This is a genomic window from Streptomyces sp. NPDC056161 (assembly GCF_042268025.1).
GTDB lineage: Bacteria > Actinomycetota > Actinomycetes > Streptomycetales > Streptomycetaceae > Streptomyces.
In genome coordinates, this window is the sequence record NZ_JBHJUV010000008.1 from 144,514 (window position 1) to 169,814 (window position 25,301).

At 71.5% G+C, this 25,301-nt stretch carries 20 protein-coding genes; 12 read left to right on the forward strand and 8 right to left on the reverse strand.

The window, feature by feature from the left end; all coding sequences use genetic code 11:
- Positions 1–41 precede the first annotated feature (41 nt).
- Positions 42–2,285 (reverse strand): VWA domain-containing protein, encoded by a 2,244-nt coding sequence (locus ACFC09_RS10200; protein ID WP_376525520.1) that lies wholly within the window; start codon positions 2,283–2,285, stop codon positions 42–44.
- Between the two features lie 254 nt (positions 2,286–2,539).
- On the opposite strand from ACFC09_RS10200, the gene ACFC09_RS10205 reads away from it, so the two are divergent.
- The gene (locus ACFC09_RS10205) at positions 2,540–4,606 is read left to right on the forward strand and encodes a PhoX family phosphatase (protein ID WP_376525522.1); all 2,067 of its coding nucleotides are present in this window, start codon (positions 2,540–2,542) and stop codon (positions 4,604–4,606) included.
- Between the two features lie 91 nt (positions 4,607–4,697).
- Here ACFC09_RS10205 and ACFC09_RS10210 read toward each other — a convergent pair whose 3' ends face one another.
- The gene (locus tag ACFC09_RS10210; protein ID WP_376525524.1) at positions 4,698–5,708 is read right to left on the reverse strand and encodes a hypothetical protein; all 1,011 of its coding nucleotides are present in this window, start codon (positions 5,706–5,708) and stop codon (positions 4,698–4,700) included.
- 273 nt (positions 5,709–5,981) lie between these two features.
- The gene (locus ACFC09_RS10215) at positions 5,982–6,464 is read right to left on the reverse strand and encodes a hypothetical protein (RefSeq protein WP_376525526.1); all 483 of its coding nucleotides are present in this window, start codon (positions 6,462–6,464) and stop codon (positions 5,982–5,984) included.
- Between the two features lie 253 nt (positions 6,465–6,717).
- On the opposite strand from ACFC09_RS10215, the gene ACFC09_RS10220 reads away from it, so the two are divergent.
- Together ACFC09_RS10220 and ACFC09_RS10225 are read left to right on the forward strand one after the other, a co-directional pair.
- A complete protein-coding gene (locus tag ACFC09_RS10220; RefSeq protein ID WP_376525527.1) occupies positions 6,718–7,896 on the forward strand; it encodes a PP2C family protein-serine/threonine phosphatase in 1,179 nt (392 codons plus the stop codon).
- Between the two features lie 62 nt (positions 7,897–7,958).
- A complete protein-coding gene (locus ACFC09_RS10225; RefSeq protein ID WP_376525529.1) occupies positions 7,959–9,017 on the forward strand; it encodes a hypothetical protein in 1,059 nt (352 codons plus the stop codon).
- 67 nt (positions 9,018–9,084) lie between these two features.
- Here ACFC09_RS10225 and ACFC09_RS10230 read toward each other — a convergent pair whose 3' ends face one another.
- The gene (locus ACFC09_RS10230; RefSeq protein WP_376525531.1) at positions 9,085–11,049 is read right to left on the reverse strand and encodes an Ig-like domain repeat protein; all 1,965 of its coding nucleotides are present in this window, start codon (positions 11,047–11,049) and stop codon (positions 9,085–9,087) included.
- A gap of 138 nt (positions 11,050–11,187) precedes the next feature.
- A complete protein-coding gene (locus tag ACFC09_RS10235; RefSeq protein ID WP_376525533.1) occupies positions 11,188–12,453 on the reverse strand; it encodes an amidohydrolase in 1,266 nt (421 codons plus the stop codon).
- Positions 12,454–12,575: 122 nt separating this feature from the next.
- Between ACFC09_RS10235 and ACFC09_RS10240 the strand changes: the two genes are divergently transcribed.
- The 3 genes from ACFC09_RS10240 (at position 12,576) to ACFC09_RS10250 (ending at position 14,557) form a co-directional block, all read left to right on the forward strand.
- Positions 12,576–13,424 (forward strand): Scr1 family TA system antitoxin-like transcriptional regulator, encoded by an 849-nt coding sequence (locus tag ACFC09_RS10240; protein WP_376525534.1) that lies wholly within the window; start codon positions 12,576–12,578, stop codon positions 13,422–13,424.
- Positions 13,411–13,575, forward strand: coding sequence for a DUF397 domain-containing protein (locus tag ACFC09_RS10245; RefSeq protein ID WP_376525536.1), 165 nt, complete (start codon positions 13,411–13,413; stop codon positions 13,573–13,575). Before ACFC09_RS10240 ends, ACFC09_RS10245 begins: the two co-directional genes overlap by 14 nt.
- Before the next feature lie 265 nt (positions 13,576–13,840).
- Positions 13,841–14,557 carry a DUF4232 domain-containing protein gene (locus ACFC09_RS10250; RefSeq protein WP_376525538.1) on the forward strand — a complete coding sequence of 239 codons (717 nt, stop codon included), beginning with the start codon at positions 13,841–13,843 and terminating at the stop codon, positions 14,555–14,557.
- Positions 14,558–14,571: 14 nt separating this feature from the next.
- Here the strand turns inward: ACFC09_RS10250 and ACFC09_RS10255 are convergent, their stop codons facing one another.
- Complete coding sequence (locus ACFC09_RS10255) at positions 14,572–14,778, reverse strand: hypothetical protein (RefSeq protein WP_376525539.1); 207 nt, start codon at positions 14,776–14,778, stop codon at positions 14,572–14,574.
- A 110-nt stretch (positions 14,779–14,888) separates the two neighbouring features.
- Here ACFC09_RS10255 and ACFC09_RS10260 point away from each other — a divergent pair, with 110 nt between their 5' ends.
- Positions 14,889–16,232: a tetratricopeptide repeat protein gene (locus ACFC09_RS10260; protein WP_376525541.1), complete on the forward strand. Its 1,344-nt coding sequence runs from the start codon at positions 14,889–14,891 to the stop codon at positions 16,230–16,232.
- 21 nt (positions 16,233–16,253) lie between these two features.
- Here ACFC09_RS10260 and ACFC09_RS10265 read toward each other — a convergent pair whose 3' ends face one another.
- Positions 16,254–17,057 (reverse strand): hypothetical protein, encoded by an 804-nt coding sequence (locus tag ACFC09_RS10265; protein WP_376525543.1) that lies wholly within the window; start codon positions 17,055–17,057, stop codon positions 16,254–16,256.
- Positions 17,058–18,123: 1,066 nt separating this feature from the next.
- Positions 18,124–18,465, reverse strand: a complete 342-nt coding sequence (locus ACFC09_RS10270) for a transposase (RefSeq protein WP_376525545.1) — start codon at positions 18,463–18,465, stop codon at positions 18,124–18,126.
- A 489-nt stretch (positions 18,466–18,954) separates the two neighbouring features.
- Between ACFC09_RS10270 and ACFC09_RS10275 the strand changes: the two genes are divergently transcribed.
- From ACFC09_RS10275 to ACFC09_RS10295, 5 genes are all read left to right on the forward strand, one after another.
- Positions 18,955–19,500 carry a class IV adenylate cyclase gene (locus ACFC09_RS10275; RefSeq protein WP_376525547.1) on the forward strand — a complete coding sequence of 182 codons (546 nt, stop codon included), beginning with the start codon at positions 18,955–18,957 and terminating at the stop codon, positions 19,498–19,500.
- 528 nt (positions 19,501–20,028) lie between these two features.
- Positions 20,029–21,402: a threonine--tRNA ligase gene (gene thrS / locus ACFC09_RS10280; protein ID WP_376525548.1), complete on the forward strand. Its 1,374-nt coding sequence runs from the start codon at positions 20,029–20,031 to the stop codon at positions 21,400–21,402.
- 225 nt (positions 21,403–21,627) lie between these two features.
- Positions 21,628–22,614, forward strand: a complete 987-nt coding sequence (locus ACFC09_RS10285; protein WP_376525550.1) for a nucleoside hydrolase — start codon at positions 21,628–21,630, stop codon at positions 22,612–22,614.
- A 217-nt stretch (positions 22,615–22,831) separates the two neighbouring features.
- Positions 22,832–24,484 carry a glycoside hydrolase family 13 protein gene (locus ACFC09_RS10290; protein WP_376525552.1) on the forward strand — a complete coding sequence of 551 codons (1,653 nt, stop codon included), beginning with the start codon at positions 22,832–22,834 and terminating at the stop codon, positions 24,482–24,484.
- 101 nt (positions 24,485–24,585) lie between these two features.
- Positions 24,586–25,272, forward strand: a complete 687-nt coding sequence (locus ACFC09_RS10295; protein ID WP_376525553.1) for a DUF6445 family protein — start codon at positions 24,586–24,588, stop codon at positions 25,270–25,272.
- Positions 25,273–25,301 lie beyond the last annotated feature (29 nt).

Genomic DNA, 25,301 nt, shown 5'->3' on the forward strand with positions numbered 1-25,301 from the left:
CAGGCGGGTTCGGGGCGGTTCGGGGCGGCCCGGTCCCGGGGCTACGGCCGCCAGGTGGCCAGTACGCCTTCGTACAGCTCCGTGTCCGTCAGCTCGCGGGGGGTGGGGCCGGCGTGGAAGAAGGACGCGTTGCCGGTCTTCAGCTTGCGGAGATAGTCGAACGCCTTGTTGTCGTGCTCACCGAAGGCGACGAAGGAGAAGAAGACGGAGGGGTGGTTCGTCGCCGCCTGCGCGAGCGACTGGGTGGCGGGGGTCTTGGCGTCGGGGGCGCCGTCCGTCTGGAAGACCACCAGCACGGGGCCGTCCGCGTTCGCCGACTTCTCGTGGTGGGCGAGTACGGCTTCCACGGCGGCGTGGTAGCTGGTACGGCCCATCCGGCCGAGGGTGGCGTGGACCTCGTCGATGCGGTTCTCGAAATCGGTGAGGGTGAGGTCGGCGGTGCCGTCCACCTCCGTGGAGAAGAACACGACGTGGACCGTGGCCTCGGGGGCCTCGGGGGCCTCGGGGGCCTGGGGGTCGAGGTGGGCGGCGAGCGCGAGGGCCTGCTCGGCGATGGCCTGGGCGGAGCCGTCCTTGTAGTACGGGCGCATGGAGGCGGAGCGGTCGAGTACGAGGTAGAGCTTCGCCCGGGTGCCGGTGAGGCCGGTCTTGGCGAGGGTTTCCGCGGCGGAGCGGTAGGCGGTGGCCAGGCTCGGGGCGATGGTGACTGCGTCGGCTTGGGGGGAGGACGCCTCGGCTTCGCCCTCGCCGGATCCGTGTCCACCCGCATCACCCGTGGCGGGTTCGTCGTCGGGTGCGGGTGACGCCAGTGGGGCGGTCTCGCCGTCGGCGGCTGCGGGGTGCTCCGGGGCCTCCGGGTCCTCCGGGGCCTCCGGGTCCTCTGGGTTCTTCAGGTCCTCCGGGTTCTTCAGGCCCTCCGGGTTCTCCGGGTGGTCCGAGTCGGCCGGGTTCTCCGGGTTCTCCGGGTGGTCCGAGACGTTCGAGTCGTTCGGTACGTCGTTCTGGGCGGCCGTTGGTTCGGCGGCCTGGGATGCGGTCGCCGGCTCCGGCTCCGGGGTCGGTTCAGGCTCGGGTTCCGGTGCCTGGGCTGCCTCGGGCTCGGGTTCCGGTGCCTGAGATGCCTCGGGCTCGGGGGCGGGTGCCTGCTCCGGGGCGGGCTCCGGGGTCGCCTCGGCGATCGGCGCGTGCTCGGCCGTCGGCTCCGTTGTCGGCGCCGCCGGGGTGTCGTCCGCGTCGGCTGTGGCCTGGGCGTCGGGGGTGGCCTGCGTGGCCTGGGCGTCGGGGGTGGCCAGGGCATCGTCCGTGGCGGCCGTGGCAGGGGTGTCCTCTGCGTCGTCCGCTTCGGCCGTGGCCTGCGGCGCCTCGGATTCAGTGTCCTGCGTGTCCACCGTGGCCGGAGTGTCCTCGGCGCCGACCGTTTCCTGCGTTTCCTGTGTCGCCTGCGTGGCCTGCGTGGCCTGCGTGGCTTCGGCTTCCGCGTCCTGTGCGTCGGGGGTGACCGGGGCATTGTCCACGGCGACCGCGTTCTGCGTGACTTCGGTTGCCGTGTCCTGCGTGTCCTGTGCGTCCTGCACGTCCTGCACGTCCTGCGCGTCGACCGTCGCCGGGGCATCCTCCGCGTCGACCGTCGCCGGGGCATCCTCCGCGTCGGCCGTGGCCGGGGCGGTCTCCGCGTCGTTGGTCGGCTCCGGCTCCGGATCCGGCGTCGACTCCGGCTCCGGCTCGGTCGCCAGTTCTTCCCGGGGCGCTGCCTCGGGCTCCGGCGCGGGCTCCGTAACCGGTGTTTCCGTAACCGGTGTTTCCGTAACCGGTGTTTCCGCGACCGGCGTTTCCACAACCGGCGTTTCCACGGCCGTCGGCGGCTCGGGGGCCGGTTCCGTTTCTTCTGCCGGGCGGGCCGGGCGGGGGACCGTGACGTGGTCGAAGGCCGCTGCCACCAGGTCGTGTTCCGAAGGTTCCGACGGCTCCGAAGGTTCCGACGGTTCCGGCTGACGCGGTTCCGGGACCTGGGCCGTAACCGGGGAAGCGGCGGAGGCAGTGGAAGGAGCAGGGGAGGAGTCGGGAGGAGAAGTGGGAGGAGAAGTGGGAGGAGATGCGGGGGAAGAGGCGGGAGAAGAAGCCGCGGAAGGCTGTTCGGGCTTCGGCTCCTGTGCGGGGACCCGCTCCGCCTGCCCGGCGGCCCGCTCCTCGTCCCGTGAAGGCAGTTGCTCCGCACCCTCTGCCTCGGCCGCGTGCCCCTTGCGTGATCGGCCGAATGCGTTCCGCAGGAGAGTGAGAATGCCCATATGCGCAACCCTTCGCGTGAGTTATGCCCGTCAATCCCTGGCCAGGACGGACACGTAAGGTTAGCGGGCCGGGGTGGTGATCTTGGGAAGGGGCGAGGGGGACGCCGGCGTCCGTGTCAACGCTTCCGCACCCACCCGCGCAACGCCCTTTCGAGCCCCCGGGGTTCACCAATCGTTCATCCGGCGGCTGACCATCCGCACGCGCATCCCCATACCGTCACGCCCATACCAAAGGTTTGCAAGGGGAGAGTAAAGTGCGCAATCTGCTACCGGTCATCAGCTCGCATCCGGGTGGGCGTTCCGCGATGACCTGCCGTTTCCGGTGTGGTGACGCCTGCTTCCACGAGGTGCCCAACACCAGCTCCAACGAGTACGTCGGCGATGTCATCGCCGGTGCCCTGAGCCGTCGTGGCGCGCTCCGGGCCGCCGCCGCGGTGACCGTGGCCGCCGCGGCCGGTTCCGCCGTCGTCGGCGGTGCCCCGCAGGCCGCCGCCGCGGAGGCGAAGCAGGGCGCACCCGGCAAGCCGGGCAAGCCCCAGCAGGGAGCCCGCGGGCTGCGGTTCAGCCCGGTCGCCCCGAACACCGCCGACGCCGTCACCGTGCCCGACGACTACCAGCAGAACGTCGTCATCCGTTGGGGAGAACCGATTCTGCGCGGTGCGCCCGCCTTCGACCCGGAGCACCAGACGGCCGCCGCGCAGGCCGGGCAGTTCGGGTACAACAACGACTTCCTCGCCCTGCTGCCGGTTCCCGGCGAGCACGACCGGCAACTGCTCGTGGCCAACCACGAGTACACGGACGAGGTACTGATGTTCCGCGGGTACGACGCCGCCAACCCCACCCGGCAGCAGGTCGAGGTCGCCTGGGCGGCGCACGGTCTGTCGGCCGTCGTCGTGGCGGAGGACCGCAGGAGCGGGAAGCTCACCGTCGTGAGCCGGCACCACCTCAACCGGCGGATCACCGCGACCAGCGAGTTCAGGCTCACCGGCCCGGCCGCCGGGTCGAGCCTGCTGAAGACCTCCGCCGACCCGACCGGCCGCAAGGTGCTCGGCACCCTCAACAACTGCTCCGGCGGCACCACCCCGTGGGGCACCACGCTGCACGGCGAGGAGAACTTCAACCAGTACTTCGCGAACGCCGGCCGGGCCACGGACGCGCGCTACGGCATCGGCACCGGCGCCACCGAACGCAAGTGGGAGCGGTTCGACAAGCGGTTCGACATCGCGCAGGAGCCCAACGAGGTGCACCGGTTCGGGTACGTCGTCGAGTTCGACCCGTACGACCCCACCTCCACGCCCCGCAAGCACACCGCGCTCGGCCGGTTCAAGCACGAGGCGGCGACCGTGCGGATGACGTCGGACGGCCGTCCCGTCGTGTACACGGGCGACGACGAACGCTTCGACTACTTCTACAAGTTCGTCGGCAGCAAGCGGATGAAGCACGGCAACAGCCGCTCCGCGCGCGAGCACAACCTCTCGCTGCTGGACGAGGGCACCCTGTACGTCGCGAGGCTCACCGGCGACTCGCCCGCGAGCGACATCGACGGCACCGGCAAGCTTCCCGCCGACGGTGAGTTCGACGGCAGCGGGACCTGGATCCCGCTGGTCACCGCCACCGAGCACGGCGCCGTCTCGCACGTCGAGGGCATGACCGCGGAGGAGGTCCTGGTCTTCACGCGGCTGGCCGGTGACAAGGTGGGCGCCACCAAGATGGACCGCCCGGAGGACATCGAGCCGTCGCCGCAGTCCGGCAAGGTGTACGTCGCGCTCACCAACAACACCAACCGCGGCAAGGCCGGTTACGCGGCCCCCGACGAGGCCAACCCGCGCACCAACAACAAGCACGGGCACATCCTCGAACTCACCGAGAAGAACAACCGCGCGGACGCCACGTCCTTCGCCTGGTCGGTGTTCCTGGTCGCCGGTGACCCGGCCGACCCGGCCACCTACTTCGCGGGCTTCCCGAAGGACAAGGTCAGCCCGATCTCCTGCCCGGACAACGTGGCCTTCGACCCGCACGGCAACCTGTGGATCTCCACCGACGGCAACGCGCTCGGCACCCACGACGGCCTGTTCGGCGTCGCCACCAAGGGCGACCGGCGCGGTGAGCTGAAGCAGTTCCTGACCATGCCGAACGGCGCCGAGACCTGCGGTCCGATCGTGCAGGACCGGCGCGTCCTGGTCGCCGTGCAGCACCCGGGCGAGATCGACGGGGCGTCGGTGGAGAAGCCGGCGAGCGCCTGGCCGGACGGACCCGGGAAGATCACCCGGCCCGCCGTGGTCGCGGTGTGGCGCGCGGACGGCGGCGACATCGGCGTCTGACCCGCACACCGGAGGGCGTGCCGGCCGCCCCGGCGCACGCCCTCCGGTGCGTACGGTGCGCAACGTTCCGTGATCCCCTCTCGCGGTGGGCTCACGCCCCCGGTGTGGCGGTGGGCCCGCCCGGCGGCCAGCGTCCGCCGACCCCCGCTTCGGCCTGGGCGGTCTCGTCCTCGAACGGGGTCAGGGGTTCCGGGTAGCGGGTCTGCGGGCGGACCGGCAGGTCACGGGCCCGAGCGGACGGCAGCCTGACGTTCCGGGTCAGCCAGGTGACCAGGGCCACCGCGAGGCCCAGGCCCATCAGCAGCCAGGAGACCGTGCGCAGGGTGGCCGTGAGGGCGTCGTAGACGGCGCCGACGGCCGCCTGCGAGAGGTCCGCGGGCACGTCGGCGAGGGTGAGGTGGCGGCCGATGGCGAGGGCGACGCCGAGCAGGGCGCCGCCCAGGGCCGTACCGAGCGCGGTCGCGGTGATCGCGCGACGGCGGTGGACGGCGAGGGCGATCCCGGCGACGGCGAAGGCGACGGCCGCGACGGGGAGCCAGAAGCCGGCGACTTCGAGCACGTGGAATCCCTTCCGGAGGGGGGCCAGTTCCTGTGCGGGGAGTACGGCGAACGTGGTGTGCTCGACCGGGATCCGGTTGGCGAGCGGCATGTGGTCCTCGGCGAGCTGCCGTTTGACCTGGGCGGTGACGGGCGCGAGGTCGACGGTGACCGGTTCGTCGAGGTAGTCGTCCTCGGTCTCCTCGTCGCGCAGGGCGCGCAGCACCGCGTCATGGGTGGCCCGGTTGCCCTCCTCCCAGGCGAGACGGAAGGCACGGGTCTGGGTGAAGGAGTGCACCGCGTCGTGCACGAAGGGTCCGACGGCGCCCCGCACCGGGCGGACGTCGAGTTTCTGGTCGACCTCACGCATGATTCCGGCGCCGACGGTGTCCGCGACCGCGTTGCGCACGTCAGGGTCGGCGGCGAGCGGCGCCATCGTCGTGACGTACCGGCCGGTGTCGGCGAGTGCGTACGCCGCCCAGGCCGCCAGTGCGCCGAAGGGCACGAGCAGGCAGGACAGTGCGATCAGCGCCGCCGACAGGGCGTTCCTGAGACGTGGGGGCACTCTGCCAGCCAACGGCCTTCGGACGCGGGTCGCGAGCGGTAAGCCGCCATTCGGGTGGTGTTCGGAGCGTATGGGGGGTGTTTCGGTGGCTCAGCGGATGTGGTTCAGCGGTTGCCGATGCGGGCCTGCGGATGCTGATGCGGGCATGCCGATACGGGCATGCCGATACGGGCATGCGGAGGCGGGCATGCGGAGGCGGGCATGACGAGGCGGGCATGCGGAGGCGGGCATGACGAGGCGGCGGAGGCGGGCATGCGCGGGCGCGCATGCCGTTCAGCGGATGCGGTGCCCCTGGGCGTCCTCGTGCGTGTAGTACCGGTAGAAGATGATGATGAACGCGACCGCCGCGATGACCAGTGACAGACCGGCGCTGCGCAGCACGGACGGCGCGGACGCGGACTGGCTGAACAGGAAGCCGAAGGCGATGCCGGTGAAGGCGGCCCACAGCAGCGCGTGCAGTTCCCGCCGCAGGCGCGGGGCGAGGGCCTGGACGCCCAGGTACACCAGGACGAAGGCGATCGCGGTCACGAAGCCGAACAGGATGTTCCAGCCGGTGATGGGTCCGCCGAAGCGCCGGTTGCCCGCGGCCCAGTAGCCGTAGACGAGTCCGAGCAGGACGGGGAAGGCCAGCCGGGCCAGTGCGTGGGCGCGCCCGCTGAAGACGTCGGGTGTCCGGTGGATCTGGGGTTCGCGGGCCTGGGGTCCGTGGGCCGCCGCCTGGGACCTGTCCCCGGGCGCGGATGCCGCATGAGCCATGAGAGCACTCCTTTCCTCTCCACCCCCGTTTCTCTCCCCCCGTTTCTCTTTGCCCCCGTTTCTCTCTCCCCCCGTACCTCTCCACCCCTCGTACCTCTCCCCACCCCTCCTCTCTCTCCTTCCTTCTCCTTCACCCCCTGTTGTCCAGGGCACACCTGGGTCGGCGGCCCGGCAAGTCGTGCGGACCGGGTGCCCGGATGCGGTCGGTGCCCGCTCATGTTTCGCTGAAACCCATGAAAGGCGGGCCGGGCGCGTGACCGACGAGGAGCTACCGCCGCGGCAACTGCTGCGGATCCGCGGGTACAGCGTCGCGTGGCTGCTGCCGCTCCTGCTGCTGGTCCTGATCATCCTGGGCGACGTCTACACCCACCAGCGGTTCCGGATCATCACCTGGATCGTCCTCGTGCCCGGGACCGCCGCCGCGATCTGCGGGGTGTGGACCACGGCCGGCTTCGCCGTCGTCGCGCTGCTCGCCTACTTCCTCGTGGACATAGCCTGGCCGCTCCAGTACCGGGCGGGCCTGGCCGATTTCGTGCTGGTCGCCGTCGGTGGCGGCCTGGCCACGCTGGCGTGCGCGTTCCGGCTGGGCGTCGAGCGGCGGATGCTGCACATGCGGGACGTCGTCGAGATCACCCGCCGTACCGTGCTGCGCCAGCTCCCCGCGACCTGGGCCGGGCTGGAGAACGCCGCCGTGTATCTGACCGCGGACACCGACGCCCGCGTCGGCGGCGACTTCTACGACATCCAGCCCGGCCCCTACGGCTCCCGTGTCCTGGTCGGCGACGTGCAGGGCAAGGGCCTGGGCGCGGTGGCCACGGCCGCCGCGCTGCTCGGCTCCTTCCGGGAGGCCGCGTACCACGAGCCGGGTCTCGCGGACGTCGCCGCCCGTCTGGAGACCCGGATGCAGCGCCACGGCCGGCATGTCGCCGCGCTGGGCCGGGGCGCCGACGGGGAGCGGTTCGCCACCGCGCTGCTGATCGGCTTCCCCGTCCGTGAGTCGGGTTACGTGGGGATCGTCAACTTCGGCCATGAACCCCCGCTGGCCGTTCGCGCCGGCGGGGTAGCCGGCGGGGTACGGCTGCTGTCGCTCGGTGAGGGGCTGCCGCTCGGCATGAGCGAGTTCGCGGACGGACCGCCGCGGGTGCACCGGGTACCGCTGGCCGCCGACGAGACCCTGCTGCTGGTGACCGACGGGGTGACCGAGGCCAGGGACGGCACCGGGGCGTTCTATCCGCTGGCGACGGAGGTGGCCAGGGCGGTGGCCGAGGACCCGCGCACCGCCGATCCGGCGCGGCTGGCGGCGATGGTCCGGGACGGCACACTGCGGCACACCGGCGACCGGCTCGGCGACGACACGACGGTTTTCGCGGTGCGACGGCTGGCGGGCTGGCGCCCGGAACTGCTCCCCGTAAGGGGACGATTGCGTCCCTGAGACCCTTCTTTGCACCGGTAGCGCATATCGTGCTGCCGTAGGTGATCGACAGGGGAGGGACGATGCCCGGAACCGTGCTGCTGCTCGCGGCCTCGCCGATGGGCCGGGGGCGCCTGGTCGACGCTGCCTCCGTGCTCCCCGTTCTCGCGGCCGTCGCACCCGACGTGCTCGCCGGCACGGACACGGCCAACGTGGTCGAACTCGCCGATCCGCTGGAGCCGCAGGCCGTGCTGACCAGGCTGCGCGCAGCCGCGGCGGCCCCCGGCCCGCTGACCGTGTTCGTCACCGGTCAGCTCCAGCTCGACCGGCGCCAGCACCTGCCGCATCTGGCGCTGGCCCGCACCACCCCGGCGACCGTCCGCTACACGGCCTTCCCCTGGCACTGGATCCGCGAGGAGTTGCGGCTGCGCCCGTCCGGCACGACCGCCCTCGTCGTCGATCTGCACGCGGACGCCGAGACCTGGCAGTACCTGCGGTCCACGCCGCTCGACTCGGGCCGCGGCAACCCGGTGCACGGCCGGATCGCGCCGCCCCCGGCCCGGCGCACTCTCGCCGCGCCGTCGTACATGAAGGCGGTGGCGACGGTGTTGCGCAGCGGGCACCGGCCGCCGCTCGACCAGTTGCACCAGGAGGTGGTGGCCCGGCTGGGGGAAGAGATGGCGGGCGACATCCTGCTGACGGCGCCGGCCGTGACGGGCGGCGATCCGCACGCCGCGATCTCCGCCGCCGTGCAGGCCGGACGGCACGCCGAGGCCGACGCGCTGGCCGCGGAGTGGGAGCAGACCGCGGTACGGGCGTACGGGCCGGGCGCCGAGGACGCGCTGCACTGGACCGAGGTCCGCGCGGACCTCGCGATGTTCGCGGGGGACGCGGTGCGCAGTTGCCGCACCTGGCTGGCCGTGGCGAGCGCCCGCCTGGCGGCCGGGCAGAGCACCGACGCGCCCGCCGTGGAGGCGGCCGTGGACCGGGCCCACCACCAGTGGGGCCGCATCGAGGACCCGGCGCGGGCCCGTGAACTCGGGCCCGCGCTGGCGGAGTTGCGGCTGCGGGTGCCAGGGCGCAGACAGGGCGCCCTGGACCATGTCCAGCAGCAGTTGCAGCAGCTTCAGACACAGGGCTGAGCCGGCCGCCTCGGCGGTTGCTGACGTTTCAGGCGAGACTTCAGTTACTGGAGTTTCAGGCGAGACTTCAGTTGGTGAAGGTGAAGTACTTCCAGGCGCCGTACGTCGTGGAGTTCACCGAGTCGCCCGAGCCGCCCTTGACGTAGGCCGAGCGCACCCGGAAGCGCCAGCCGACGTCCGACGCGTGGTTGCCGGTCAGGGTGATCTTGGCGACGCCGGAGGTGCCGAGCCCGAAGTACTGCGAGTCGCCCGAGTACCACCGGCCCTGGTAGTACACCTGGTAGTCCATGCGCTCGTCGCGGCCCGGGTAGTACGACATCTTCGTCGTGAACAGCGGGTTCTTGGTCTTGTGGAAGAAGTAGTAGGTGTGGCTCCACGCGCTCTTGGCCTTGTAGTGGCCGCTGAGCGACGAGGACACGCTGACCCTGGCGCCGACCGTGCTCGTCACGGTCCGCGACCCGTAGCGGGCGTCGCCCGCGAACTTCGCGGTGACCTTGGCATCCCGGGTCAGGTCCAGGGTGACGGACAGGTTCCCGCTGGAGTTGACCGTGCCGGACTTCACCAGCTTGTTGGGCTTGTCCCCGCCGTACGGGTCGGCCCAGATCTCCACCTTGCGGTTCTTGTACGTCGTCCCGAGGTGCGCCGTGAACTTCACGTCGGCGCCGTACGCGAAGACCTTGCGGTTGTTGTTCAGGGTCAGCGTCGGCGTGACACGGGAGACGTTGACGGCGTCCGAGCCGGAGCCGGCCGCGTGGTCGGCGTCGCCCGCGTAGGCGGCCTTGTACGTCACCTTGCCGCCGGCGGGCGGGGTGTCGGTGAAGGAGAAGGTGCCGTCGGCCTTGACCGTCACCGAGGGCAGGGTCTTGCCCGTCGGGGACTCCAGGTCGGTCCGGGTGATGGTGAGTTTGGCACCGGCGGGGAGCGCGATCGTCGAGGTGACCTTGCCGGTGACGGTCAGTTGCTTGGCGCGCGGCGCCGACGTCGGGGCGTTCACCTTGATGGTGGTGACCGCCTTGGCCGGGGTGTTGTACTCGCGCAGGGAGTACACGCCCTCGCTGTTGCGGCTCACCGCGAACAGGCGGCTGCTGTCCGGGGAGAACGCCAGACCGGCGGGGGCGACGAGGTCGGAGCCGCTGGAGTTGCCGGTGCTGGGGAGGTCGTACGTCCGCACGGCCTCGCTGCGGCCCGGCCGGAAGACGTAGACGTCCGGGTCGTACGAGGCGTCGCTGCCGCCCGCGACCGTACCGTCGGGCGCGATGGCCACCGCGTTCGGGTAGGCGGTGCTGGTGTACTTGCCGTCCTCGGTGAGGTCGGCGGTCTTGAACACCTGGTGGTAGTACGGCCATCCGCTGGCCACCACGACGTCCTTGCCGTCCGGGGTCACCTTGAGGTCGCGGAGGTTGCTGCCGGCGTCGGTGCCGCCCAGCCTGGTGGCGGTGCCCGAGGAGACGTCGTACGAGGTGATGGCGGACGGGCTCATGCCGGGCTGGCCCGCGACCAGGATGTCGGAGCCGGGTGCCGCGTCCAGGATCGGCGCCGAGTACGCGCTGCCCTGACCGAGGGTGACCTCGTGCTGCTCGCCGGCCAGGTCGACGGAGCCGATGTTGCCTGCGGCGCCGTCGCCGTAGCCGAACCACAGCTTGCCGCCCGCGAGGGCGACGCTCAGCGGCTTGTCGCCGACCGGGTAGCGGGTGGTCTCGGTGTCGGTCGCGGTGTCGATGACGGCGATGGCGTCCAGGTCCTGCACGGCCGCGTAGAGCGTGCCGGAGTCGGCGGACAGCTCCAGGCCGTACACGCCGGAGAGGTTGGTGGTGAGCTGGTTGACGACGGTGCCCGAGTAGTCGGTGACGACGATCTTGCCGTTGCTCGGGTCACTGATGAAGACCTGCTGGTGGACGCCGTCCACCACGATGTCACCGGTCGACTTGACCGGCAGGATCTTGCTGGTGTCGGCATACGCCGGAGCGGCGGCGAGCGCCGCCGAGCTGAAGAGGACCGCAAGGGTGGTGGCGGCCGTGAGAGAGGTGCGCATACGCACGCTGATTCGAACCCCCCGGATCGAAAACGAAGGTGAAGGCAGGCATCTGGGTGCCACGGAGCACGGCTGCTGTGTGACTCCCCTGTGGGCCGTGTGTGGCGAATGTGAGAAGACTAGGTGCGGAAGCCTAAGTCATGCCACTGACAAAAACGCCAGCGCCCCCGACACCAGGGTCTGCACCCCGGGAGTGACCGTGGAGAGGTCGGGCGCGAACCGCGGACTGTGGTTGCTCGGCACCGCCTGGAACTTCTCCGCGAAGTCCGTGCCGGGCGCCTGCGCCCACACCTCGGCCGGGGTGGTGGTCACGAACCAGTACGCGTACGGGATCGAGCCGACCGCGAGCCGCCCGAAGTCCTCGCTGCCCATCGCCGGACCGGTGTCGACCACCTTCGTCGGCCCGAACACCGCACCGTGCACGGCGGCGACCAGCCGGTCGGTGTCCACGTCGTTGACCGTGGCGGGGAAGTGGTCCCCCAGGGTCACCTCCGGCTCGCGCGGGCAGCCGGCCGCCCGGCACTCCCCGTCCGCGATGCGCCGGATCGCGGCCAGCATCCGCTGCCGTACCTCCTCCGACTGCGTCCGCAGGTTCAGGGCGATGCGCGCCTCGGACGGGATGATGTTGTGCCGGGTGCCCGCCTCTATGCGGCCGACGGTCAGTACGGCCGGTTCGCCCGCGGCGATCTCCCGGGAGACCACGGTCTGCAACCGGGTGACGAGATACGCGGCCGTCACCACCGGGTCGACCGTCGTCTCCGGTCGCGAGCCGTGTCCGCCGCGCCCGTGCACCACGATGTCGACGTCCGTGGCGGCCGACAGGACCAGCCCCGGCACGTGCGGGTACAGCCCCGCGATGCCGGGCGCCGCGTGCTGCCCCAGCAGGACGTCGGGCCGGGGGAAGCGCTCGTAGAGCCCGTCGGCCACCATCCGGTCCGCGCCCTGCCCGTTCTCCTCGGCGGGCTGCCCGACCGCCACCACCGTCCCCGCCCACGTCTCCCGCCCGGCGGCCAGTGCGGCGGCGGCCCCGGCCAGCCAGGTGACGTGCAGATCGTGCCCGCAGGCGTGCATCACGCCGTCGTGCCGGGACGCGTACGGCAGCCCGGTCTCCTCCTGGACGGGCAGCGCGTCCAGGTCCGCCCGCAGCAGCACGGTCGGCCCCTCCCCGTTGCGCAGCACACCGACCACCCCGGTGCCGCCGACCCCCTCGGCCGTCTCGAACCCGGCCGCCCGCAGCCGTCCGGCCAGCTTCCTGGCGGTCCGGCGCTCCGCCAGGGACAGCTCGGGGTGCCGGTGCAGGTCCCGGTAGAAGTCCTCCAGGGCGGGGACGGGGAGGTCGGCGGTGAGGTCGCGGGTGAGCCGGGCGGCGGGGGAGGGCCCGGGAGCGCTCGCAGCGGCGGTCATGCAAGCAGCGTAGGCATTTTCCCCGTTCACGCCACTGGAGGGCAGTCGGGTGACTACTCTGGGCAACCGATCGGACACAAGGACGTGACGACGCGCGGCGTCGGCTTGGAGGTGTCTCCAACATGGTGCATATCCGTCAACTCGACCCCGGCGCCTCGCCGTTGGACTACTTCGGCTACGAGCTGCGCAGAAAACGCGAGGAAGCGGGGCTCACACAGAAGGAGCTGGGCGGGGCCATCTTCTGCACCGGCTCACTGGTCGGCCAGATCGAGACCACGCTGAAGGTGCCGACGCGGGAGTTCGCCGAACGGGTGGACGCGGCCCTGATGACGGACGGGTCCTTCTCGCGGTTGGTGGGGCTGGTACTGCGCAGCCAACTGCCGCACTGGTTCCAGCCCTACGCGGAGATGGAGGCGAAGGCGGCGTATATCTCGACGTATCAGTGCCAGCTGGTGTACGGGCTTCTCCAGACGCCCGGCTATGCAGCGGCCCTGCTGGGCGTCGACTACCCGGACCGGGTCGAAGAGATGGTCGCGGCCCGGATGGAGCGGCAGCGCGTCCTGGAGCGGGAGCAGCCGCCCGCACTGTGGGTGGTCATGGACGAGTCGGCGCTGTTGCAGGTCGTCGGCGGCCGTTCGGTGATGCGCGAGCAGCTGGCGCATCTGCTGACCTTCCAGGACAAGCCGTGGGTGCACCTCCAGGTGCTGCCGTTCGAGGTCGGGGCGCACGCGGGTATGAGGGGTGCGTTCAACCTCCTGCGCTTCGACAGTGACCCTGATCTGTACTACTCCGAGAGCTACGACCAGGGGCACATGACGGCCAATCCGCAGGTAATCAGGGAGCGTTCGGTCGGTTACGCTCGATTGCAGGCCACTGCCCTCTCTCCGGAGGACTCGGCCGCCCTGATCGCTCGCGTGATGGAGGACCGTTATGGAGAACAGTCGGCAGACCAAGCCTGTGACGTGGCGTAAGTCCAGTTACAGCAGCACCAACGGCGGCGATTGCGTAGAGGTCGCCGATCTCCCCGCCCACGTCGCCGTTCGTGACTCCAAGAACCCCGGGGCGGGGTCGTTCGCCGTCGCGGCGGACGTCTGGACCGCGTTTCTGCGCGACCTCAAGTGATCTTGCGCTCCACCGTCTGACCACGGTGGACAGGAAGGGGCACGGCCGTCGGGCCGTGCCCCTTTGTGGCATACACTCCGCCTCGTCCTGCGGTTCGCCGGAGTTTTGTCACGGGCGCGTGACAGGAGCGTCATGGGCGGGCGACTGCCCGAACTCGTGGCCGGGCGCCGACATCACAACGGTCGTCAACACGCGGCACCGAGCAACCGGCACCCCGCACCCCACACCCGGCACCCCGCAAACGTCACCATGGAGGAAACCGATCATGAACCGTCGCCTGCGTACCGCCCTTGCCGCCTCCGCCGTGCTCAGCGCGGGCCTGCTGATGACAGCGTGCCAGGGCAGCGCCACCGGCTCGGCGTCGGCCAGCGCGTCCAGCACCACCGCGGGCTCCTCGACGGCGGCCGACCAGAAGGACTCGACGGGTGCGCCCACCGAGAGCAAGAGCGGGGAGACCAACAGCGGGAACAGCGGTTCCGGCGCTTCGGACTCGTCCGGCAGCGGCACCGCGGGCAGCGGCTCCTCGGACGCTTCCGGTACGGGCAGCAGCGGCACCGCCGGGGACAAGAGCGGCTACGGGCAGCAGTGCGGCACGAACGACATCTCCTGGAGCGCGACCAGCGAGACCCAGGCCGGCGGCTACTTCCTGATCAAGGCCGTGGCCAAGTCCGGTATCACCTGCGTCATCCCGGCCCAGTTGCCGGTCGTGGCCTTCGGCTCGGGCGGCACGGAGGCCGCGAACGCCGAGCAGTCCGCGGGCCAGCCGATCACGCTGAAGGCAGGGGTCGCCGCCTACGCCGCCGTGAACCCGAAGACCACCAACAACAACGACGGCGTGGAGTACCAGGACCTCATCGTCAGCGTCGCGCAGAACGACCCGAACCCGGTGTCCCTGAAGGTCGGCTCCTTCGTCGAGGACAAGCCGGTCGTCAGCAGCTGGCACACGTCCGCCACCGAGGCCGCCGCCATCTTCACCAACTGACGCGGGCGAAGCGCCTAGCGCGCCGCGCCTTGGACGACCGCAGGGGACGGGGCGTCCGAGGCGGCCCGCGCCGGGCCGACGTTCGCCACCGTGATCAGGACGCCCGCCGCCAGCAGGGCGGCGGCCAGGCCCCGGGCGGTGGCGGTTCTCCAGAACGAACGGAGCCGGAGGTGGGGGAATGCGGTGGGGCGTCCGTAACGCGCGGATGAACGTCCGAGCACGGCTACCTCGCAACAACAGCGACCTATTAAGCATGCTTAATCCGCCGTTTAACCTAGGGGCTGTCGGAGCCTGACGGCAAGGGTGCTCGGGGAGTTGGGGGAACGGCGGGATGCTGGAACGAGACGACCCGGAGACAGTAGGACGACGCGTGCAGCGGCTGCGCACCGCGCGCGGCCTGACCCAGCGGCAGCTGGCCGAACCCGCCTACACGCCGGCCTACATCTCCACACTGGAAGCGGGGCGGGTGCGCGCCTCCGACGAGGCGCTGCGGCACATCGCCGGGCGGCTCGGCGTCGCCTTCGAGGAACTGGCCGCCGGGCGCCCCGCGCACCTCGCGACCGACCTGCGACTGCGGCTCACCGGGGCGCAGCGCACCCTGGCCACCGGGGCGGCCGAGGAAGCCGCCGGCCGGTACGGCGCGCTGCTCACCGAGGCCGAGACGTACGGCCTGGTCGACGAGCAGGCCACCGCGCTGCTCGGCCTCGGCGAGTGCGCCCTGGACACCGGTGACCTGACCGAGGCGCGCGAGTACTTCGAGCGGGCCGAGAACCGCCGGGCCGGGGAGCCGCTGCCGGTTCGGGTCCCCGCCGTGCGCGGGCGAGCCGTCGCGCACTACCTGGCCGGTGAACTCCGCTACGCCGTCTACCTGCTGGAATCCGCCCTGGACGAGCTGAACCGGGGCGGGTTGCACGATCCCGACGCCCTGCTGCTGCTCTACGCGAGCGTCATCGGGCCCTACATGGACATGGGCGCCCACGCCCGCGCCGCCCAGGCCGCCGAGTTCGCCCTCGCCCTCGCGCCGCAGGTCGCCGACCCCGCGCTCATCGCCCGGATGCACCGTTCGGTCGCCCGCACCCTGCTCGCCGAGGGCCGGGTCGCCGAGGCCGACGCCTCACTGGCCAAGGCCGCCGAGCTGTACCGCCAGCTCCAGATCCGTACCGAACTCGCCAACTGCCACTGGATGCGCGGCTACGTCTACGCCCAGGACGGCGAACTGGAACGCGCCGAGGGCGAGCTGCGGCAGGCGCTGGCGATGCTGTCCGCCAAGCGCGCCGCCCTCTACAGCAGCCAGGCCGCCGTCGAACTCGCCGACGTGCTGCACCGGCGCGGCAAGTCGGAGGAAGCGGCCGAGCTGCTGCACGAGGTGCTGGGCGACCTCTCCTCGGAACGCGGCGCCGTCCACTCGGCCGCCGCGCACCGGCTGCTCGGCATCATCGCCGAGGACGCCCGGGACACGGAGACCGCCGAGGAACACTACGTACGCGCGCTGAGCCTGCTGGAGCGGGCCGGGGCCGCCGGTGACCTCGCCGACCTGTGCCGCCTCCTCGGCGACCTGCTGCGCCGCACCGGACGGGTGGAGGCCGCGCTGGACGCCTACCGCACCGGACTCGGCCACCGTACGGCCCCGGGCACCACCACCCTCGGACCCGCCCCGGCGCAGCCGCCGCTGTGAGCGGTCCGCGGCGGCCCGGTGTCAGGCTTGCAGCCGCCCGTCCTTCCGCACCTGGGTGAGCCGCTGGGCGCCGAGTTCCAGGGCCTGGCTGGTGGCGTCCGCCGACACGTCGCCGAGGGAGCCGTTGGAGAGGACGATCGTGTCCTCGCCGACCCGTACGGCAGCCACGTCCAGGGTGAGGGTGGTGGACTCGGCGTCCTCGGACTCGTCCTCGGAATCGGAGTCCGTCGCGGCCTCGCCGGTCAGGGTGATCCGCAGGCCCTGCCGGGCGTCGCCGACCTGCGGCAGGTCGATCGCCGAGACCTGGACGTCCTGCGACCCCACCGCCGTGGTGGACGCGGTGAACTCGCCGCAGGTCTCCGGCAGCCCGTTCAGCCAGGACAGGGTGCGCTCCACGTCGGCCGGGCCGCGGGTGGCGACCTGGTAGCGCAGTTGCGCCCCCTCGTCCCCGTCGTCGAGCGCGGTCACCGCGTGCATGCCGGTCGCGTCACCCAACAGTTCGTCGGTGTACAGCGCCTCCAGCAGGCGTTGGCAGTCGGGCTCGTCGGTCTCCGCCTTCAGCATCCCGTCCCGCCAGGTCGCGGCGCCCTGCGTCTGCGTCCACGGCACGCCCAGGTCCGCCACGGTGATCAGCGCGGCCTGTGCCTGGGCGGCGGTGAGGCCGGACGTCCCGGTCGGGGCGGGCGGCTTGGCCGGGGGCCGCGTGGACGCGGGGGCCGCCGCCCGGCCGGATTCCCCGGTGAGACATCCGGAGGCGGTGAGCAGCACGGCGACGGTGAGGGCGAGACCTGAGGCGGCGCGGAGGCGGGCCGGGGGCAGGGACATCGCGGGCTCCTGGGGCTGCCGGGTTCGGGTGCGAGTCCGAGTTCCGTCTTCCGCCGTCGCTCGACCTCGTACGATCCTTTGATCGTTTTCCCCAAGGGATCACCTGTCGGGCCCGGCCACCAGCCCGGCGGGCCGTCCGGGTGAGCCGCATCCCGCTCACGGCGAGGCATGAGGGGGATGCGGCTCGCTGCGCTCACCGCCGGGCACCCGGTCCGCATGGTGGGCCGGAGTCGGTTTCTGCTGTGCTTCAGTCACCCCGAGGGTTGTCTCCATCTGGCAGGCGAGGAGATTCAGGGTCGGCTTGTGACGGCCTTGACGTGGGGCTTCTGGCTCAGCGGCGTCGGCTGCGGGCGTTGTCCGGCTCGCGAACCGGGCTGGCAGACCGGCGGGGAGCCGACTGGCCGCCATCGGAGGCCGCCGGCTGTGTAGAACTGGAGGCAGCGGAGCCCGGGTTCATCCAGGCGTACTTGCGCCCGCGCGAACCCAGCAGGGCATTCGCGGTTTGATTCGCAGCCGCTACGTCCACGGGAGGTTCCGGCCGAGCACGCCGCGTTTGGGAAATTCTTTGGTTTCGCGCCTTCCTCTCCTCTGCTTTTACCCCCGCCCAATAAGTACGCAGCCCATCGGACTGTTTCTGGACTCGCGCCTGCTGCTCCTCCTGCGACAATGAGCCCCAGCGCGCACGGGCTCTTTCGGACTGTTGCCGGTTTTGCTCCTGCCTCTGCTCTGACGTCAGCGTCCCCAGCCAAGCACGGTAACTTTCGCCTAGTCGCTGGGTTCGCGCCTCCTGCTCCTCTTGCGACAGCCCCTCCCACCAAGCACTGGACGTCTTTGACCGCTTATTACGGGGCGGCGAAGTAGGGCCGTCGGTAGCCTTACCGTCAGGAAGTCGGCGCCGTTTCTCCGGCTGCTTCGCCGAGTCTGAAGGTTCGGGCGTTGATGGAGCCATAAAAAAACCACCTCATTCAAGGACTGAGCCGGGCACCGGCACCCCGAGCCGGCCACCACTACTACGACCTTCCTGCCCCCCGCGGTTCACATCAATTCGACACACTTCCCCCGTTCTTCAAGGGGGCACCGTCGCGGTGGCCCGCACCGACTGCGCGTCGATGATCCCCGCCGTGGGCTCGGCCTCACGTCCCTCATACTCACGGACCTTCCCGCGCAGCCGGTCGTGGAACTCGGCGGTCAGCCCGTGCTCGCGCCAGCGCCGGAAGAAGGCGTAAACCCGGCCCCAGCCGGAGAAGTCCACAGGCAGCGCCCGCCACGAGATCCCGCCCGCGACCAGGTAACGGATCGCATCCAGCAGTTGCCGATGACAGTAGCCCCCGAGCCGTCCGCCCCGCCCCTGAAGCCAGGCCGGCACCGGCAACAACGGCCGCACGGCCGTCCACTCCGCGTCCGTCATGTTCGACGGATACCGGCGCACCTGATCGGGATGATCGGCCGCGTTGCCGTACACGTGCGCGAGACAATCGCACGACACGACGGGCGAGTTGAAGTCAACGGCCCCGGACGCCTATAACAACAACTGGAGGAACTGCAAGCCCGGCCGACCGAGGTGAGGCTGATCGCTGGCACGTCGGGATTCAGAATCGGTTACCAACTCCCCAACGCACGCACGCTGTTCGTGAAGCACATACGATCGCTGCGGCTACCAGAGACGTGTGTCGGCTGCCGGTTTAACCAGGGCACTGATTGCCACGAGGGCTACTACGGCGTACGGCTCTACCGTGACCCTCGTGGAGCGTTCCACGTTGGCGTATGCATCCAGCGCATGGACCTGTGTCTGCCGCTTGAAGAGTTCATCACCAGCAACGTGTGCAGCGAGATCAGGAAGCTGCGCGAGCAGGACTACCACGACCTCACTGCATAGACCACGACCAGAGGGAGAGAGATGGCACAGCATGAGTACGAGGCCAAGTTCCTGGGCGTCGACGTGGATGCCCTGCGCGACCGTCTGAAGGGTGCCGGCGCGGAGCAGGTGTTCCCCAAGACCATGTTCACGCGCTTGATCTTCGAGAACGACGCCGTTCAAGGGCAGCAGTGGCTGCGGCTGCGTGACGAGGGAGGCAAGACCACTCTGACGCTGAAGCAGGTCACCGACGCCAGCCAGATCAACGGCACCACGGAAATCGAGGTCGAGGTCAACGACCTGGAGAAGACCGCCGAACTCCTCAAGGCCCTCGGCCTTCGCCAGATGCGCTACCAGCAGAACTACCGGGAAGAGTGGCAGCTCGACGGCGTCACTTATGACCTTGACACCTGGCCCGACCTGCCCACCTTCCTGGAAATCGAAGGCTCCTCCGAGCATGCGGTGCGCGCAGCGACAGCCGCGTTCGGCTTTGACTACACCGAAGCCCGCTTCGGCAGCATCGACCTGATCTACAAGAGCGAACTCGGCAGGGACATTCTCGCCGAGCCCACCCTCCTGTTCGCCTGAGCTTCCCCGCTCCTCCGCACCTCCAACAGTCCCACCGCTGGGGGCGTTCGCGTGTCTGACAATGCAGAGTCGGCCACCGTGCGTGCATGGCCGGCCCTGCGATGGCGAGCAGTGCTTCCCAGAAGAGTATGGCCCCGGGGACAGTAGCTGGGCGAGGCGGAGTGCTTTGGCACGTAGCCAGCGGACGGCGAGACGAACGGAGGGACCGGCCGCAGTACGTGGGTAGGAAGGGCGCCCGGCATCGGAGCCAGCGGACCCCGTGTGGACCACGAGCCCCGAGCGAGGCCGGAGGCCAGTAGGTCGTACCCGCTCCACCCCAGGTGGGACGGGCCCGGGACGGGACACCCGGGCCGCCGAGGCGCACGTTCCGGAAAACCGCTCGCCCGCCCTCCGCCCCCCTTGCTACCGTCCCCGCCATGAAGCGCGCCCAGCCGCAGCCGTCGGCCACGACGACGCCGGAGTCCGTCCCGGCGCGCTGACACCTGATCTGTCCGAAGCCCCGGGGCGAGTGCCCCGGGGCTTCGTCGCGTGGTCACTCGCCCTCCGCCAAGAGGCCAAGAGGCCAAGAGGCCAAGAGGCCAAGAGGCCAAAAGGCCAAAAGGCCGAAAGCCGAAAGCCGAAAGTCAAAAGGCCGAAAGGCCAGATGGCCAGATGGCCAGGAGGCCAGAAGGCCAGGAGGAGACGACCATGCACGATCACCGCAGACTCGGCCGTGAGCTGGAGCTGTTCGACACCGATCCGCTGATGGGCGCGGGACTGCCGTACTGGCTGCCCGACGGCGCCGTCGTCCGGCACACCCTGGAGGAGTACGTCCGCGACGCCGAGCGCCGCGCCGGATACCGGCACGTGTACTCGCCCGTGCTCGGCAAGCGCGAGCTGTACGAGATCTCCGGTCACTGGGACCACTACCGCGACGACATGTACCCGCCCATGCGGCTCGGCGCCGAGGAGGTCGTGCTGCGCCCCAGCCTGTGCCCGCACCACGCCCTCGTCTACCGTTCCCGCTCCCACAGCTACCGTGAACTGCCCCTCCGTATCGCCGAGTTGGGCGCCATGTACCGGGCGGAGCTGTCCGGCGTACTCGGCGGACTCACCCGCGTACGGGCCATCCACCTCAACGACGCCCATATCTTCTGCACCCTGGAGCAAGCCGCCGAAGAGGCCCGCGGCGCCCTCGAACTGATCGCCCGCGCCTACGCCGACCTCGGCATCAGCGCCGCCCGGTACCGGCTCTCGCTGCCCGGCGAGGGCGGCAAGTACGTGGCCGACCCGCGGCTGTGGCGCCGGGCCACCGCCCTGCTGCGGGACGTCCTCGCCGCGTCCGGCCTCGACCACGAGGAGGCGCCGGGCGAGGCCGCCTTCTACGGCCCGAAGATCGACGTCCAGGTCGTCGACGGCGCCGGCCGCGAGGCCACCCTCTCCACCGTCCAGATCGACTTCCACCAGCCCGTCCGTTTCGACCTGCACTACACCGGCGCCGACGGGGCCAGGCACCGGCCGGTGATGGTGCACCGCAGCATCATCGGCAGCGTGGAACGGGTCGTGGCCCACCTCGTCGAGGAGCACGGCGGGGCACTCCCGGCGTGGCTGGCGCCGGTGCAGCTCGTCGTGCTGCCGGTCGCCGGGGACCAGCAGGAGCAGGCCCGTGAGCTGGTGGGCAGGGCGCGGGAGCGTGGGCTGCGTGCCGAGTGCGCGGGCCCCGAGCACGGCACTCTCGGCGCCCGCGTCCGGGCGGCCCGCCTCGTCCCGTACCAGGCCGTGATCGGCGCACGGGAGGCCGACGGGGGGCTGGCGGCGCTGCGGTTGCGGGACGGGCGGCGGCCGGGCGTGCTGCCCGTCGACGACCTGCTGCACCGGGTCGCCGCCCGGGTCGGGGCACGGGGGACCGTGCTGTGGGAGTGACGGGCGGGGCGGGCGCGGCCGGGCCGGGAGGCCGGGGCGCGTAGGGTCGGGAGGCGGGGCCCACGGTTCCCCGGGCCCCGGGCAGCAGGCAGCCAGAGGCAGCAGGCAGCAGGCAGTCAGGGAAGCTGCGCGGTGCAGCAGGCAGTCAGGAAAGCTGCGCGGTGAAGCAGCAGGGAAGCGGCGCAGACAGGCAGCGCCGCGAAACAGGAGCGGAGGAGCCCCGCCGTGACCGACCGGAACACCCCCATCCCCGTGATCATCGACTGCGACACCGGGGTCGACGACGCCCTGGCCCTGCTGTTCGCCGTCCGCCACCCGGGTCTCGACCTGCGGGCGGTCACCTGTGTCGCCGGGAACACGGACGTGGACGGCGTGGTCCGCAACACCCTCACCGTGCTGGAGCGGGCGGGCGCCCCGGACATCCCGGTGGGGCGCGGCGCCGAACGCCCGCTGATCGAACCCGCCCGCTCGGCCCGGCACGTGCACGGACAGGACGGCATGGGCGACCTCGGGCTGCCCGCCCCGGCCCGCGGGCCGGTCGACGTGGACGCGGTGACCCTGCTGCGCCGCGAGATCCTGGGCTCGCCCCGCCCGGTCACTCTGATCCCGACCGCGCCGCTGACCAACATCGCGCTGCTGCTGCGTACGCATCCGGAGGTCACCGGCAACATCGAGCGGATCGTGTTCATGGGCGGCGCGGCCGGTACCGGGAACGCCACGGCCGTCGCGGAGTTCAACGTCTGGCACGACCCGGAGGCGGCGGCGGTCCTGCTCACCGCAGGGGTGCCGATCACCATGTACGGCCTCGACGTGTTCACCCGGGTGCTGGTCCCCGGCGCCGACATCCGGCGGCTGCGGGCGAGCAGCGAGCCGGGCGCCCGGCTGGCCGGCGAACTGCTGGCCCACCGCCCGGCCGGGGCCGTCCCGGGCGGCCCCGACGGCGACGAGCCGTCCGGCGGGCTCGGCGACGCGGGCGCGGTGTGCGCGGTCGCCGACCCGGCCGGCCTCGGCACCCGCCTGCTGCCGGTGGAGGTCGCCCTCGCTCCCGGTCCCGCCCGCGGCCAGACGATCGTCGACCGCCGGATCCGCCCCGGCGAGGCGGAGATCCACGGCGACACCCGTGAATCGGCCCTGGTGGACGTGGCGTTGGACGTGGACGTCGAGCGGTACGTGCGGCTGTACCTGGAGACGGTCGAAGGCACCGGGCGCTAGCGTCCCGTCCGGTCCAGGGCGGAGGGGCGCTCGGCGCGCACCGTGCGTTCGGCGCGTTCGGCGCGTTCGGCGCGTTCGGCGCGTACGGCGCGTACGGCGCGTACGGTGCGCACCGGAGGGCGGAAGGCCCGGCGCGGAGTTTCGCTTTCCCCACCATGTGGACAGATTTCCTGGTACCCCCCCGCCGTCGACCGAGACCGCTCACAAGGGAGCTGGTGTGACCGACATTTCGTCCAGGAACCCCGACTGGTGGCGACAGGCCGTGATCTACCAGGTCTATCCCCGCAGCTTCGCCGACGCCGACGGTGACGGCCTCGGCGATCTCAAAGGCATCACCGGACGCCTGACCCACCTGAGCGCGCTCGGCGTGGACGCCCTGTGGCTCAGCCCCTTCTACCCCTCCGAACTCGCCGACGGCGGCTACGACGTCGCCGATTATCGGGACGTCGACCCGCGCCTGGGCACCCTGGACGACTTCGACGCCATGGTCGCCGAGGCCCACCGCCTGGGCCTGAAGGTGATCGTCGACATCGTCCCCAACCACACCTCGCACCAGCACCCCTGGTTCCAGGAAGCCCTGCGCGCGGGCCCCGGCTCGCCCGCCCGCGACCGCTACGTCTTCCGTACGGGCCGCGGCGCGCACGGCGAACTCCCGCCCACCGACTGGCAGTCGGTGTTCGGCGGCAGCGCCTGGCGGCGGGTGGCCGACGGCGACTGGTACCTCCACCTCTTCGCCCCCGAGCAGCCCGACCTCGACTGGGGCGACGAGGAGGTCCGCGCCGACTTCCGCAGGACCCTGCGGTTCTGGTCCGACCGCGGCGTCGACGGCTTCCGCGTCGACGTCGCCCACGCTCTGGCCAAGGACCTGACCGAGCCGCTGCGGGACATCGGCGACGTGGGCGCCACCGGGGAGGAGTCCCTGCACCGGGTGCCGCCCGGCTCGCACCCCTACTGGGACCGGGACGAGGTCCACGAGATCTACCGCGACTGGCGCAAGATCTTCGACGCCTACACCCCGCCGCGCACCGCCGTCGCCGAAGCCTGGGTGCCGGGCGCCCGCCGCGCCCTGTACGCCCGCGCCGACGAACTCGGCCAAGCCTTCAACTTCGAGTACCTGGAGGCACGCTGGGACGCGGACGCGCTGCGCCGGCTCATCACCGACGAACTGGCCACGGCCCGCGCCACGGGCGCCACCGCCACCTGGGTCCTCTCCAACCACGACGTGATCCGGCACGCGTCCCGGCTGGTGCTGCCGCCCGGCACGGACCTCGACGCCTGGCTGCTGTCCGGCGGCCGTGCGCCCGCGGTGGACGAGGCGGCGGGCGTGCGCCGGGCACGGGCGGCGACCCTGCTCATGCTGGCGCTGCCCGGCTCCTCGTACCTCTACCAGGGTGAGGAACTGGGCCTGCCCGAGGCCGCCGACCTGCCCGAGGCGGTGCTCCAGGACCCGGTCTGGGAACAGACGGGCCACACCCGCAAGGGCCGCGACGGCTGCCGGGTGCCGCTGCCGTGGACGGTGTCGGGCCCCTCGTACGGCTTCGGTCCGGGCGCCGCCTGGCTGCCGCAGCCGGCCTCCTTCGCCGGGTACGCCGTGGAGGCCCAGGCCGGTACGGCGGGCTCCACGCTGGAGCTGTACCGGGCGGCCCTGCGGCTGCGCCGCAAGCTGCTGGAGGGCGAGACGCTGACCTGGGCGCCGGACAACCCGGCCGGGATCCTGCACTTCGCCCGCTCGGAGGGCTGGCGGTGCGTGGTGAACCTGTCGGACGGCCCGGTGCGGCTGCCGCCCGGGGAGGTGCTGCTCGGCAGCGGCCCGCTCGCGGAGAACGGCACCGTCCTGCCGCCGGACACCACGGCCTGGCTCGGTTCCTAGCGCACCGTCGGGCAAGTACCGGCAGCGCCCCTGGAGTTGGCAAAGAAGAGTTGACCTGTTCGCGGGAGAGTCGGGGCTCGGGGCGGTTCTAGATTCGCCGCATGCCCCCACAGCCTCCGTCCCGGGTTCCCGGGGCGCTCCCGGTCCTGCCCTACCGCAAGCCCGCCCAGGGGCGGGACTACTGGGTGCTGGACGACGTCCTGCCCGGGGTCGACGCCGTGCGCCGGCGCTGCCTGGGCCGGGACGACTGGGCCAAGGGCTATCCGTACACGGCGGAGACCTGGCCGGGGCTGCGGACCATGCCCGGTCTCGAACCCGCCGAACTCGCCCGCGTCGAGCGGCTGGTGAAGCGGGCGACGGGGGCCAGGGAACTGTGGGTGCAGCGGGCGCCCGGCGGTGGCACGCTCAACCACAACTGCGTGCAGGTCGTCGGCGAGGGCGAGAGCGACCCGCGCCCGCACACCGACTCGCGCGCGCTGTGCCGGTACGCCGCCGTGCTCTACCTCAATCCCGCCGTGCCCCGGAACTGCGGGACGAGCTTCTTCCGGCAGTACCTGCCCGGCGGGCGGCTCGGCGGCAACGTCGTCCAGGCCCCGCACAACAACCTCGTCGAAGCCCTCGGCACGCGGTTCGTGGCGCCGGACGCCTTCACGGAGGACGTACGGGTCCCGCACCGGTACAACCGGCTGCTCCTGTACCGCGCCAACCTCGTGCACAGCGCCACCGGATACTGGGGCGGCACGCTGGAGCAGAAGCGGATGACCGCGGTCTTCTTCTGGATGGCCTGACGCGTACCGGGGCCGGCGGGAACACCGGC

Excerpts from the sequence above, each read along its gene's own strand:
- ACFC09_RS10200 (WP_376525520.1), bottom strand. The coding sequence starts at position 2,285 with ATGGGCATTCTCACTCTCCTGCGGAACGCATTCGGCCGATCACGCAAG.
- ACFC09_RS10215 (WP_376525526.1), bottom strand. The coding sequence starts at position 6,464 with ATGGCTCATGCGGCATCCGCGCCCGGGGACAGGTCCCAGGCGGCGGCC.
- ACFC09_RS10225 (WP_376525529.1), top strand. The coding sequence starts at position 7,959 with ATGCCCGGAACCGTGCTGCTGCTCGCGGCCTCGCCGATGGGCCGGGGG.
- ACFC09_RS10230 (WP_376525531.1), bottom strand. The coding sequence starts at position 11,049 with ATGCGCACCTCTCTCACGGCCGCCACCACCCTTGCGGTCCTCTTCAGC.
- ACFC09_RS10235 (WP_376525533.1), bottom strand. The coding sequence starts at position 12,453 with ATGACCGCCGCTGCGAGCGCTCCCGGGCCCTCCCCCGCCGCCCGGCTC.
- ACFC09_RS10240 (WP_376525534.1), top strand. The coding sequence starts at position 12,576 with ATGGTGCATATCCGTCAACTCGACCCCGGCGCCTCGCCGTTGGACTAC.
- ACFC09_RS10250 (WP_376525538.1), top strand. The coding sequence starts at position 13,841 with ATGAACCGTCGCCTGCGTACCGCCCTTGCCGCCTCCGCCGTGCTCAGC.
- ACFC09_RS10260 (WP_376525541.1), top strand. The coding sequence starts at position 14,889 with ATGCTGGAACGAGACGACCCGGAGACAGTAGGACGACGCGTGCAGCGG.
- ACFC09_RS10265 (WP_376525543.1), bottom strand. The coding sequence starts at position 17,057 with ATGTCCCTGCCCCCGGCCCGCCTCCGCGCCGCCTCAGGTCTCGCCCTC.
- ACFC09_RS10270 (WP_376525545.1), bottom strand. The coding sequence starts at position 18,465 with ATGACGGACGCGGAGTGGACGGCCGTGCGGCCGTTGTTGCCGGTGCCG.
- ACFC09_RS10275 (WP_376525547.1), top strand. The coding sequence starts at position 18,955 with ATGGCACAGCATGAGTACGAGGCCAAGTTCCTGGGCGTCGACGTGGAT.
- ACFC09_RS10295 (WP_376525553.1), top strand. The coding sequence starts at position 24,586 with ATGCCCCCACAGCCTCCGTCCCGGGTTCCCGGGGCGCTCCCGGTCCTG.